The organism is Gluconobacter cerinus (genome assembly GCF_002723935.1).
GTDB classification, from domain to species: domain Bacteria; phylum Pseudomonadota; class Alphaproteobacteria; order Acetobacterales; family Acetobacteraceae; genus Gluconobacter; species Gluconobacter cerinus.
Map to the genome: position 1 here is coordinate 266584 of NZ_BEWM01000003.1, position 13385 is coordinate 279968.

Sequence of the window (13385 nt, forward strand, 5' to 3'; positions counted from 1 at the left end):
TCCAGGGGTATAAGAGGAAGAAAGGGTCTCAGGCCCGATCTGTTCCGAAAATGATGTCACAGACTTCTTGTGCACGCGCTGGCGATAGCAGGAAACCGTGACGATACATGCCATTGAGGGAGATGCTCTTCCCGTTCTGCTTCACCCTCGGAACATTGTCAGGATAGGCTGGTCTGAGGCCAGCATTAGCCTCCAGAAGCTCGGCTTCCGCGAAAGCAGGATGCAGCGTATAGGCCGCATTGAGCAGTTCGGTCATGGCACGCACCGTAATGCCGCGCGTATCATCACTCTCGACCATAGTGGCCCCGACCATGAAAACGCTGTCTGCCCTCGGGACAATATAGACCGGAATGCGCGGATGCAGCATGCGAACAGGTCGGTGAAGGCTGATTTCCGGGCAGCGCAGCAGAATCATCTCCCCGCGCATGCCTCGAAGGTCATTTTGCATGGTCCGGGCTGCTACGCCCGTACAGTCAACAACCCAATCGAATTCATCATCGTTAATCGCCTGAACAGTCAGGACCTGGCCACCTTGTTGCTTGAGGCGTTGAGCCAGAGCCAGCAGGGCCTTGCGAGGATCGACATGACCTTCTTCCGCAAAGAAGAGCGCCTTATCGAAACGGCCTGCAAGATCTGGCTCCAGCGCATCAATCTGGGGAGCGTTGAGGATTTCGAAGTGACTGGTGCGGCGTCCAAAGCGGTTTAACTCTGGCGTATCGCGAGGTGGCGCGACGACGAGGCTGCCTGCCCGCACAACGTCTGGAACGTGGGATTCCCACCAATTAAGCGACGTCAAACTGTCCTGAGTGACCTCGTCTGGTGCTGATTCTGCTTCACACCAGGGCGCCAGCATGCCGCCTGCAAACCACGAGGCACCAGCGCCAACCCGGCCGCCAATGTCATGAACTGTGACGTGCGCGCCGTGTTCCGCCAGTGCCACAGCGGTGACCATTCCGGCTACGCCAGCCCCTCGAACCAGAATGCGAGGTCCAGTCATCCATGTCCTCCTCGTAAAAGCGGGACGTGTTTAACATGGCTTGACTGTTTGGTCAGGAGGCGCGCACGGGGAGATGATCGGCAGGGTACAGAAAGATCGTATAGCGCCCTTCCGTCAGACGTTTGGCCGGAGTGCCAAATGTTCGCAGGGCCTCGGCTTCCCCGAAGGTTTCTTCCGGGTGTGGGATCAGGACGAAAAAGGCTTTTCCATCAAAGCTATGCCAATCCATTTTCTTGCGAATGTGCACGAACGGCGCAACCGTGCCGTCTCCCTGCTTCATCCCGGGGTAAATATGCATTTTTCCGAGAGAGGCCACTTCCAGGTTGCCGGAACTCCACCAGGAACCAACACCATCCGGTGGGAGATTGCGCTCAAGTCGGCTGAGAAGCTGGTTATCATCGGAACTTAGAAGGCCAGTCGAATGCGCTGGGAGGTTCCGGTAATCCGTAATGAGGGTGACGACCAGGATCATGGCTGCCAGACTCACGGCTACGCCTTTCTTTGGCCAGACAAGCGCTGTGAGGCAGGCCAGATCAATCCAAAGCGGAAAAAGATAGCGCGCGACAGCAATGGGGCTGCCATCCAGAGCGATGCGGTTGCTGAGAGCGAGTGCCACGAAATTCAGGGCGGCGGACAGAAGCAGCATCATGGGGAATGCGGCAATCTGGCCCCTGCTCTGCCATCCTGATCGGGCAATCTTGAAAGCCGCAGTAAGAGCGAGGGCGACGAGAAAAAGCCGGAGGCATTCCGGTATTGTGGATGCTACGGCCTGCCCGAAGGGTTCTGCTCCGTAGAGAAGAAGAATGGAGCGAACGGATGTCCCGAAGTTGCTGCCCAGTTGTTCCCATGGTGCGAAGCGGGTTTCCAACGGCTCCGTGGCAAAGCCGCCGGTCACGGCATTGATGTGCAGAATGGCTTTGGCCAGCACGGTTGCTGCCAAGGATGCGAGGACCAAAAGCCCACGTTGGCGAAGAGCAAAGTCCTGAGCCAGAAAAGCGTAGGCGATGATCGCCCCCGCTCCTGTCACTGCGAGTAACGGGTCTCCAATCACCCCGAGGCACAGTAGCACTGCGAAGGCCGCCAGTGACCGGTAGAAGCCCGATGAGAGAAACCGGTCAGCCCAGTGAAGTGCCCAAAGACCGTAAATCAGCGCGCCCATATGGATGGCAGAGAGCGTGATGAAATACGCCATCGGAGAGCGCATCAGGGGAAAGGCAAGCACTGGCAAAAGCAGGGTCGCTGCCCCGAGGCGTTCCTCAATGCCTCGTAAGCGCAGAAAAACCACCGAGAAAGCTGACGCGACAACGCCGACCCATAGGATTGCGGGTTGCACCATCAGGAGAAATGGGCTGCCTGCCGGTCTGCCTAACAGGTGCCATAGTCCACTCAGGAGGGCGCTGAGCGGGATATCGGACGTCCAGAAATCCGGCGGGGTCAGAACCCAGTCATGCAGGCGCCAGTTTCCATGCAGTACATCCAGCCCGGCAAGGAAATAGGACGCCTGATCCGATGTCTTGGGCCACAGCGAACAGACGTAAACCGCTAGAACGAGATAAAGCGTTAGCCCTATGATCGAGGCAATAAAATAGCCGTTTCTAAAAGAAAAACTTCCAAGAAATATTTTTGATATCATTGAGTTGAGACGGCTTTCTCAATTTTTATCTGAAGGTGAGATACGAGTATTTCGACTGGATGAGCAGGCCGCCGTCCGGCAAGACGCTTCGTCTGGCAACGACAGGAGAAGCCCGTTGCCAGAATATTGCCTTCCGCCTTGCTGGCCCAGTTCTGGGCAAAAATGCTGGCGGACAGATCGGCGTGTTCCTTCTCATGGCCGAACAGGCCAGCCATCCCGCAGCAACCAGCTTTGCCCGCATCTGCCTGAACGCCCAGATGTCGCAGAATGGCCTTCCAGTCCTCGGCACTTCCCGGGCGTACAGCCTGCTCTGTGCAATGTGAGATGATGGTCAATGCTGCTGTGTCAGGTTTTACCGCATTTGAAGGTATGATGCCCTTGGTGATCTGGCGTTTCAGAAAGGCTTCCAGTGAAAGCACGGTTGGGATGGCTTCCGACCCTGCGACATCCCGATATTCCTGCTCAAACATCAGACCTGTAGCGGCATCCAGAGAAATAACGGGTACGCCGTGACGAGCGATATTCTTGAGCTGCTTCAGGGTCTTGCGAGCAGTGGCTGAGAAGCCTTTACGAAATCCTCGTACATGCCGGGCCTTGCCATTATCCCACACGGACGTGACGCGCGGGTCCATCCCAAGAGATTTGAGAAGCGTATATGCGCTTTCGATGACACCGCCATCAAAGCTTCCCGTAAATGAGTCCTGAATCAGAACAACCGACCGGTCATTGTTTCCTGCTTGTTCAAGCCATTCTGTGCTGACCTGCGTGATTTTGGGCAGTCTCGCGGGGCTGATCTTCGGAAGATCGACAAGCCCCAGCTTCTTGAGAAATACAGTCGAGATCGGGTTCTGCATCAGAATATTGGCGAGCGTCGGCATCTGTCGGCCTACCTTCAGGAGAGGCTCGAGCCAATACACGAGATAGTCCCTCACCGGGCGGCGATGCTTGAGGAAATAGAGGTCCAGAAACTTCGACCGCATGGATGGAATGTCCACCCGGATCGGACATTGCGTCGCACAGGCTTTACAGGACAGGCATGTGTCCAGACTGGCTTTGAGCTCGGCTGTTAGCTCGGGAAGCGCACTTTTGTCAGCGGCAGTATCTGGGAGCGAATTCAGTCGCGCCCAGCTTCGCAGCAAGGTCGCTCGGCCCTTAGGTGACTGAAGCCTGTCCTTGGTAGCCTTGTAGGACGGACACATGGCCATGTCAGGTTCGCGATTATAGCAGGCCCCATTTCCATTGCAGCTCACAGAGAGGCTGAAGTCATCTCGCAGATCTGAGGAAATCTGCTCGTCAAACTGACCTTTGAACGGGATGCCATCTATCCGGTCTACTGGATATTTGACGCCGACCGGCGCAAGCTTCCCACGATTAAAAATATCTTTGGGATCAAAGACTTCTTTAATGCGGCAGAGCTCTGCGAAGAGTGTCTCCCCAAAGAAAAGAGGCGAAAATTCTCCACGGTAACCACGCCCATGCTCCCCCCACAACAACCCACCATGGCGTTTGGTCAGGTTGGCCACGGCGTCAGAGATCGGGCGGATCAGGGCTCGATCATGTTCGGACAGCATATCCAGAAAAGGACGGACATGCAGACAGCCAACATCGGCATGCCCGAACATGCCGTAAGACAATCCGTATCCGTCGAGAATGCCCCGGAACTCAGATACATAATCAGCTAGGGCTTCCGGTGGAACGGCTGTGTCTTCGACAAAAGCCACGCCCTGTTTGTGGCCATCCGGACGACCGAGAAGCCCCACGGATTTTTCACGCAGGGTCCAGAGCTGATTAATGATCGACTGATCAGAAACAGGTTTGTAATCAATGACTTCGTAAGGAGAGCTTTCAAGGAGAGTAACGGCTTCCTGCATTTGTTGATGGAGATGGTCTTCGTCATCTCCAACGAACTCAACAAAACTCATCCCTCGCACCGGTTGCTCTGAACGGGCACCAAGAACGCTTTCCAGGGATTGCCAGACAATATCCTGTGACGCTTTCTCCAGCACACGGTCATCCAGCACTTCCACTGCTGAAGGATTGGCTGGAAGAATGGTCTGGACGTCTCGGAGGGTGCTGTCGAAACTGGCGTAGCGCACGACGAGAAGCTGACGATATTTCGGAAGCTTCCGAACACGCAGCACAACACGCTTCGTTAGGGCCAGCGTTCCCTCTGAACCCGCCAGCAGGCGAGCCAGACTGAACTGGCCGTTCTCAAGAAGAACGTTTTCGAGGTTATACCCGGTCAGTCCCCGGTTCATGTCTGGAAAGACCCGACGGATCTCGCCCGCCTGCTCCGTCACTACACGGTACACTTCGCGATAGACCCGTGCGGAGAGATCGCTACCAGTCTTCTTGTGCTCAAGAGCGTCGCTGGTCAGTTTTTCAACATGGAGATTACTGCCATCCGATAGCACCACATCCATGGTTTCAATGTAGTCAGATGTGCGGCCGTAAATGCGAGAGCCCTTGCCGGAAGCATCGGTCGCAATCATTCCGCCGATCGTGGCGCGGGTCGCAGTTGAAACTGTAGGCGGGAAAAAATAACCGTGGGGCTTAAGAAAGGCATTCAGTCTGGCCAGAACAACGCCGGGTTCGACGGTTACGTGCCCAGTGTCAGGGTCAAAATCCAGAATGCGATCCAGATATCGGGCCACATCAACGACAATCCCTGCAGTCAGGGATTGACCGTTGGTTCCTGTGCCGCCTCCACGCATGGCGAGTGTGAGAGAGCCGTCTTCTGCCGCACGCACGGCACGGTTCAGGTCTTCGGCTGTTCGGGGGTAGATGACGGCCAATGGAAGACGTTGGTAAATGCTGTTGTCTGTCGCCCCGACTAATCTGGCAGAGACCTGAGGCGTGACATCCCCCTCAAAGCCTTCGGCAGCCAGTCTGGCGAGGAAAACATCGCGGATGTGCAATTCAGATGCGGCAAGATAGAGGCCGGAGCGTCCGGCCACACCTGTCAGATCTGCATCGCCACCCATGTTCGTTTCTCCCCGGTCGTATAGCGTGTTGGAAGACTATCCTCGACGAAATGAAGCGTCTTGGAAAGTCCTCCTCACGGAAAGAAAATGTCCTTATTCCACCGTGACAGATTTCGCCAGATTGCGAGGCTGGTCTACGTCCGTACCCTTCAGAAGAGCGACTTCATACGCCAGAATCTGGACTGGGATAGCATAGAGGATGGGGGCAACGAACGCATCGACGTCCGGCAGGATGACAACATGCTCCGCAACACCTTCCAGACGCTTGGCGCCGGCGGCATCTGTAAAGGCCAGAATACGGCCGCCGCGAGCCTTGGCTTCCTGAAGATTGGAAAGCGTCTTGTCGAACAGGATGGTTGATGGAGCGATCGCGACAACCGGAACGGTTCTATCGATCAGGCTGATCGGACCATGCTTCAGTTCACCGGCCGCATAAGCTTCCGCATGGATATAACTGATTTCTTTAAGTTTTAGAGCGCCTTCGAACGCGATCGGTGTGCAGATACCACGACCCAGATACAGAACATCGCGAGCTTCCGCGACAATGCGCGCCATTTCCTGAATGGCCTCAACGCGTGTGAACACTTCGGCGGCCCGAGACGGCAAATCAAGTAGGCTTGCTGTCAGGGTTTCTTCCCGTGTCTTGTCGATCGTTCCGCGGGCTCGTGCAAAATCAATAGAAAGAGCTGCAAGAACAGAAAGTTGCGCCGTAAAAGCCTTGGTTGAGGCTACAGAAATTTCCGGACCAGCAACCATGCCCAGGACGAGATCGCTTTCGCGGCCCATCGTCGAATGCTCGACATTTAGAACCGACACAATGCTCTGTCCTGCCTTCTTGAGGCTGCGCAGGACACCAAGCGTATCTGCCGTTTCGCCAGACTGGGAAATCAGCAGTGCCACGCCCTTGTCTGGTTGCGGTGCATCGCGATAGCGCATTTCAGACGCCACATCGATTTCCACCGGAACGCGAGCGAGGGATTCAAGCCAGTAGCGCCCGACCATGCCCGCATAGAAAGCAGACCCACAGGCTGTAATCGTGACGCGGGGCACCTGTGCCGGATCGAAAGGCATTTTCGGCAGGGCAATTGTTTTGGACGCTGGATCCGTAATGCGCTGAAGCGTCTGGCCGATGGCGACCGGATGTTCGTGCAGTTCCTTCTCCATGTAATGGCGATAGCCATCCTTGCCGACCTGCCCCGCCATGAACGCAATGTTCTGGATTGGACGGCTGACTTCCTGACCGTCCCCGTTGAAGATGATGACATTTCCGGGCGTCAGTTCGCACCAGTCTCCATCATCCAGATAGGTGATGCGGCTTGCCAGAGGTGCCAGGGCGAGGCTGTCGGAGCCAAGGAACATCTCGCCGTCGCCGTAACCTACAGCGAGAGGCGCACCGTGCCGTGCGCCGATGAGCAGACCATCATGACCCTGAAAAATGATAGCAATGGCATAAGCGCCTTCAAGACGCTTGATGGCCGCGAAAGCGGCATCACGCGGTGCTTTGCCCTGATCAAGGTAGAAATCGACGAGATGGGCGACTGTTTCTGAATCCGTGTCGGACAGGAAAATCCGGCCTTCACTTTCAAGCTCGGCCTTCAATGTCGCAAAGTTTTCGATGATGCCGTTATGCACGATGGCAACCCGGCCTGCCGCATGGGGATGGGCATTGGCTTCTGTCGGTGCGCCGTGTGTGGCCCAACGCGTATGGCCGATGCCTGTGGTGCCGGTTAGCGGATCAGCCTTCAGAACAGCTTCAAGATTATCAAGTTTGCCAGCAGCGCGTCGGCGATCAATCGTGCCGTCGGCTGTAAGCGTGGCGATGCCTGCAGAGTCATATCCGCGGTATTCAAGCCTGCGGAGAGCTTCAAAGACGATCGGGGTGGCTGGACGATGGCCTACAACGCCACAAATTCCACACATCAGCCCTGCTCCTTTTTGGCTTTAAGGGTCTGTTTGATTTCAAGTCCGCGGTCTGGCTTGATTGTCTGGCGAGCGCGCCCGAAAGCGAGTGCACCGGCCGGGACGTCTTCCGTGATGGTGCTTCCCGCAGCGATCAACGCGTCATCGCCAATTGTGACGGGGGCCACCAGAATGGCATCAGAGCCGATAAAATTGCGGGCACCGATCGTCGTGCGATGCTTGAAGTATCCATCGTAATTGCAGGTGACAGTCCCTGCTCCGACATTGGTTTGTGCACCGACGGAGGCGTCACCCAGATAGGTCAGGTGATTGGCTTTTGCGCCAGGGCCTAGATCAACATTCTTCAGCTCAACGAAATTACCGACATGGGTATCGGCAGCGCAGATTGTTCCGGGTCTTAGCCTTGCATAAGGGCCGATCATGGCGCCCTCGCCCACGGTGCAGCCCTCAAGATGAGAGAAAGCACGGATCAGGGCACCGCTGCGAACCGTGACGCCTGGGCCAAAAAAGACATTTGGTTCAACGACGACATCCGGCTCCAGGCAGGTGTCGGTGCTGAAGAATGTGGTTTCTGGAGAGACAAGTGTGACGCCGCCTTCCATCGCAGAAATGCGCAGGCGCTGCTGAAGCGTGGCTTCTGCCTGGGCAAGCTCTACACGTGAATTGACGCCAGCCAATTCAGTCTCGGGCGCTTCCACGCACTGGACGCGGCCTTCCGAAGCGGCCATTGCGACAACATCGGTCAGATAATACTCACCCTGCGCATTGTCATTGCCAACAGCTGCCAGCCACCGCCGGAAATCTGCGGCACCTGCGCACATGACGCCTGCATTGCAGAGTGCGATTTCACGTTCCTGCTCGTTTGCGTCTTTGTATTCTACAATTCGGCTGACGCGGCCCTGCTCTTCAACAATGCGTCCATAACGACCTGGATCGGCCGGGCGCATCCCAAGGAGTGCGAGGCTCGCCCCGCCCTGCCGGGCTTCCGTGAGACGACGCATTGTATCGGCTGTGATCAGCGGGTTGTCTGCGTAGAGAACCGCGATATCGCCGTCTCCGAACAGGTCTTTTGCAGTATTGGTCGCGTGTGCGGTGCCCAGACGTTCGGTCTGAACGACTGTTCGGTATGGCTGAACGGCTTTTTCCAGTTCAGGCATATCCGGTCCGACGACGACAACGACGTCGTCAAAGATTTCTCGGGCCGTATCGATGAGGTGTGTGATCATCGGGCGGTTTCCAAGGCGATGCAAAGCCTTGGGAAGACGTGATTTCATCCGCGTGCCGAGGCCCGCTGCAAGGATGATGGCTGTGGTGTGGCGTGCGGTATTGGTCATGTTCCGTTCCGGGTATCCAAACCACGCCAATCCGTCAAACGATGGTTGAGTTAAGCTCCATCACTTCCGATTGCCATTTATTGCGAAAGGACTGCGGTGGATTTTGAAGGTGGAAGTGGCTGTTGCATGACAACAGTGACGTGCCCAAGCTTGGGATGATTGAATTCGATCCGCACTGGGACAAGTCCAGCACCATCGATCTCTTTAAACCAGGCTGACCCGGGCTGTGGCGCGGCCATTTTCGAGCGATTTGGAGAGTCTTTTACAAAGCCTGCAATCTGTTGGCCGACAAAGTCGCAGCGAAGCGCCGGACCGGAATAGGCCTGCTTATGACTTTGAGGAATGTCAGATGTAACGGGACCATGCACCGTCATTTTTGTCAGACGCAGCCCATCAAAAATAACGCCAGATCCCTCACAGCTTTTCGTTTGGGTCAGGGTTTCAAGAAGTCGCGCCATTCCACTGAGCGTATCAATGGTATGGGGGAGATCGCTGTCCGGAATGGGATCGCGGTCTGTTTCCGCAGGCTCCAGAATGTCTACATGCGGCGTGTTGCCATTGTAGGTCAGCAGAACACGCCGATGTTGGCCCCGGGATAGCCCTCCGCTGTCATAACGGATGGGTTTGACGTTGCCGCCCGGAACGAAGTCGCCCTCGACGCGGGAATGAATGTCCATCGTCACGAACCAGCTGATCAGGCCTGCCGGTCTGATATGCGTCGTTCCGCCATAGCCCCAGGGCTCGATCTGATACGAGGCATCCGCGTCAAGCACATGAAGTCCGCGCATATAAATGGCGAACGTTGTGTTGACCTGTCCGGCCGCATGAGCTGTAGGCGCGAAGCCAGCCAGCAGCATTCCTGCTGCGGCCAGCGCGCGAAGGCCCTTAAACGTCAAGGTTGGCAACCTTGAGGGCATTACCCACAATGAAGTCTCGGCGTGGTTCGACCACGTCGCCCATCAGCGTGGAGAACACCTGGCCAGCCTCTTCCACATCGCCAACCTTGACCTGCAGCAGGGTGCGGGTCGAAGGATCAAGTGTGGTGTGCCAGAGCTGCTCATCATTCATTTCGCCAAGGCCCTTGAACCGGTTGATTGTTAGACCACGACGGCCCTGAGCAAAAATCCGGTCCATGACGTTGGACGGGCCAAACAGCGGAAATTCCTGCGTGTCCAGACGAAGTATGGCTGGCGTCATGAAGTCACGTGCCAGACGCTCGCCTTCCGAAGCAAGCCAGCGTGCTTCAGCAGATTTCAGAATGCTCTGCTCCAGACGGTAGATCTCGCTGACGCCACGTACAGAGCGGGCACATTCAATGCCCGTGCTGGAAAGTGAAACTTTCCAGCCACGTTCATTGGCAGGTGACGCTTCTTCCAGGTGGCGCTGGAACTCTGGAATACGATCGCTGATCGCTGCTGGATCAATATCAAGCACGCGGGATACAGCCGCCTGCTCCAAAATCCACACTGGGATTTTGGTTGCGATATTTTTCAGGTTCTGTGCCGCTGCAATCAGGAAGCGGACTTCTTCACGAAGCTCTTCTCCCGTGAGCTCAAGGCCATCGCCGAAGCGTAGCGAAGCATTTGCCAGAGCCTTGTCGAGCAGATACTGCTCCAGCGCAGCATCATCCTTCAGGTAGCGCTCTTCCTGGCCACGCTTGGCCCGGTAGAGTGGCGGCTGGGCGATGTAAAGATACCCGTGTTCAATCAGTTCTGGCATCTGCCGGAAGAAGAACGTCAGAAGCAGCGTCCGAATGTGGGAACCGTCCACGTCGGCGTCTGTCATGATGACGATCTTGTGGTAGCGCAGTTTGGCAGCCGAGAAGCCACCCTGATCGACTTCACCACGACCAATGCCCGTACCGAGCGCCGTGATGAGTGTGCCAATTTCCGCAGACCCAAGCATTCTGTCGAAACGGGCGCGCTCAACGTTCAGGATCTTGCCGCGCAGCGGTAGGATGGCCTGGAAGCGACGGTCACGTCCCTGCTTGGCTGTGCCACCTGCAGAGTCACCCTCAACGATGAAGATTTCTGCTTTGGACGCATCACGCTCCTGACAGTCAGCCAGCTTGCCAGGCAGCGAAGAAACGTCGAGCACACCCTTACGGCGCGTCAGTTCACGCGCACGACGGGCAGCCTCACGGGCGCTGGCTGCGTCAATGATCTTGGCGACAATCGCCTTGGCTTCCTTTGGGTGCGTCTCAAACCAATGTGAAATCGAGTCAGCTGCCGTGGCATGAACGACCGGCTGAACCTCGGACGACACCAGCTTGTCCTTCGTCTGGGACGAGAACTTCGGGTCCGGAACCTTGACGGACAGGATGGCAGTCATGCCTTCACGCATGTCCTCACCCGTCAGTGAGCCTGCTTCACGCTTGGCAACACTTTCTGCATATTTGCCAACAACACGCGTCAGTGCCTGACGGAACCCAGCCAGATGCGTGCCGCCGTCTCTCTGTGGAATGTTGTTGGTGAAGCACAGCATTGTCTCGTGATAGCTGTCGTTCCACGTCAGAGCGAACTCGACGCGGATACCGCTTTCAGTATGATCAATGAGGCCGGTGATCGGCGGGTTAACAATGGACGTCTTGGAAGCGTCAAGCCATTCCGCGAAAGCACTCAGGCCGCCCTCGTAGAAGAACCGAAGTTCCTTGCTTTCAGCGTGACGCTCATCGCGCAGGATGATTTCCAACCCCGAATTCAGGAATGCCAGTTCGCGAACGCGACGTTCCAGAATGGAAAGTTCAAAATCGACCCTCGTAAAGGTCTGCTTGCTTGGCTTGAACGTCACTAATGTGCCACGTGGCTCGTCTGACGGCCCTACAACCGTCAGGGCTTCATCGCGTTCACCGTGCTGGAAGCGGATCTTGTGCTCCAGACCATTCCGCCAGATGCGAACTTCCATCCACTCGGACAGAGCATTCACTACAGCGGCGCCCACGCCATGCAGACCGCCGGAAACCTTATAGGAATTCTGGTTGAATTTGCCGCCAGCATGCAGCTTCGTCAGCACGACTTCAGCGGCGCTGATGCCCTCTTCCGCGTGCATGTCTGTGGGGATGCCGCGGCCATCATCACGGACGGAAACGGAGCCGTCTCCGTTGAGTGTCAGGATGCAGCGGGTGGCGTGTCCGGCCTGGGCTTCGTCAACGGCATTATCGATGATTTCGAACACCATGTGGTGCAGGCCGGAGCCATCATCCGTGTCACCGATATACATGCCGGGGCGTTTGCGGACAGCGTCCAGTCCCTTCAGTACCGAGATCGAGGAGGCGCCGTAATCGTCACCGTCTGCGCCTGGAATCTCCGGCTGGTTCTGGGTCTCTGACATGCGCGAGGCGGTCTCCGTGGAACTCTGAAAAACTGTTGTATGACTATAGCGTGTCACAGGCCGTGAGGCCAGAGCACACGCATCATGCGGGCTGGATATGACCATCCTGAACGCTGAAAAAGCCCGCTTTTTCGATCAGGCTTGAAAACGGATCAGGATCTGTTCCGGTCAGGAGAACCGGCGTTTTCAGCTTGCTTAGACTGGACAGAAGCGCATCCCGTCTGGGCTCATCCAGATGAAGAAGCGGTTCATCCAGCAAAAGAGCAGGTGCAATGCCCCTGCTCTTTTCGATCAATGCAGCATGACACAGAACGACCCCCAAAAGCATGGCTTTTTGCTGCCCGCTGCTTGAGAGTTCGGCAGACCGTCCTGTGGTGTGATCAAAAAGAAGAAAATCCGCCTTATGGGCACCCAAAGATGTACTGCCTTTAAGGCGATCATCCCGCCGACTGTCCCTTAACTTTGCCCGCAACCAGTCTTCCACCTGCAAAGCCGGGCTGATCATCAGTTGTTGCGTAATGGCGCAGTCAAGATGCAGGCGGCTTTTCGGAAAATCGGAACTGTCGAAGGGGTGGGTGTTCATGCTTTCCACAAGCGCCAGCCGAGCGGCTGATGCGGCGACGGCATGGCGGGCAATGGAATCCTCCAGCGACGTGAGCCAGAGCCCCTCGTCCGGTCTTTCCGACAGCAAGCGGTTACGACTGGAAACTGACCGCTCATGAGCGGTCATTTGCCGGGCATGATCCGGCGAAAGCGCCATGACCAGACGGTCAAGGAAGCGTCGTCTGCCGCCCGCGCCTTCAAGAAAAATCCGATCCATCTGTGGCGTTAGCCAGACGCAGGAGAAGATTTGAGCAATTTCTGCCTGAGACCGAACGGAAGAGCCATCAAGTTGAAATGAACGTCGGCCGTTCTCGGAGAGGTTTGCTCCAGTCCCAAGAACAGTCTGGTCGATCCCATGAGAGAACGTTGCAGCAACGCCCCAGTGATCGGCATGTGTGCGGCACAGCGCTTGAAGAGGCGCGCCTCGTAGGCCTCGTCCAGGAGCCAGAAGCGAAACGGCTTCCAGAAGATTGGTCTTTCCAGAGCCATTCTGGCCGGTCAGAACGGAGATATTTGTCTCAGGCTTCCAGACGGAATGCCGGTAATTCCGGAAATCCGTCAGGGCAAGGCGCGTTAGTCTCAAT

At 56.4% G+C, this 13385-nt stretch carries 8 protein-coding genes; all 8 read right to left on the reverse strand.

Translation table 11 applies throughout. The features are described from left to right. Positions 1-28 precede the first annotated feature (28 nt). The 8 genes from thiO to recF all read right to left on the reverse strand — a co-directional run bounded on the left by thiO (position 29) and on the right by recF (position 13384). Complete coding sequence (gene thiO, locus GCE01_RS08415) at positions 29-997, reverse strand: glycine oxidase ThiO (protein WP_099212396.1); 969 nt, start codon at positions 995-997, stop codon at positions 29-31. Positions 998-1049: 52 nt separating this feature from the next. Beyond that, positions 1050-2630, reverse strand: coding sequence for a hypothetical protein (locus tag GCE01_RS08420; protein ID WP_099212399.1), 1581 nt, complete (start codon positions 2628-2630; stop codon positions 1050-1052). Further along, positions 2627-5614 carry an FAD-binding and (Fe-S)-binding domain-containing protein gene (locus GCE01_RS08425; protein WP_099212401.1) on the reverse strand — a complete coding sequence of 996 codons (2988 nt, stop codon included), beginning with the start codon at positions 5612-5614 and terminating at the stop codon, positions 2627-2629. Before GCE01_RS08425 ends, GCE01_RS08420 begins: the two co-directional genes overlap by 4 nt. 93 nt (positions 5615-5707) lie before the next feature. Next, positions 5708-7534 carry a glutamine--fructose-6-phosphate transaminase (isomerizing) gene (gene glmS / locus GCE01_RS08430; RefSeq protein ID WP_099212405.1) on the reverse strand — a complete coding sequence of 609 codons (1827 nt, stop codon included), beginning with the start codon at positions 7532-7534 and terminating at the stop codon, positions 5708-5710. Beyond that, positions 7534-8868 (reverse strand): bifunctional UDP-N-acetylglucosamine diphosphorylase/glucosamine-1-phosphate N-acetyltransferase GlmU, encoded by a 1335-nt coding sequence (gene glmU, locus GCE01_RS08435; RefSeq protein WP_099212408.1) that lies wholly within the window; start codon positions 8866-8868, stop codon positions 7534-7536. Before glmU ends, glmS begins: the two co-directional genes overlap by 1 nt. A gap of 77 nt (positions 8869-8945) precedes the next feature. Beyond that, entirely contained in the window at positions 8946-9764 is an 819-nt protein-coding gene (locus GCE01_RS08440; protein ID WP_099212410.1) for a DUF3108 domain-containing protein, read from the reverse strand. Then, positions 9754-12198 (reverse strand): DNA topoisomerase (ATP-hydrolyzing) subunit B, encoded by a 2445-nt coding sequence (gene gyrB / locus GCE01_RS08445; RefSeq protein ID WP_099212412.1) that lies wholly within the window; start codon positions 12196-12198, stop codon positions 9754-9756. The genes GCE01_RS08440 and gyrB overlap by 11 nt, the downstream gene beginning before the upstream one ends. Before the next feature lie 82 nt (positions 12199-12280). Then, positions 12281-13384 carry a DNA replication/repair protein RecF gene (recF, locus tag GCE01_RS08450; protein ID WP_099212415.1) on the reverse strand — a complete coding sequence of 368 codons (1104 nt, stop codon included), beginning with the start codon at positions 13382-13384 and terminating at the stop codon, positions 12281-12283. Position 13385 lies beyond the last annotated feature (1 nt).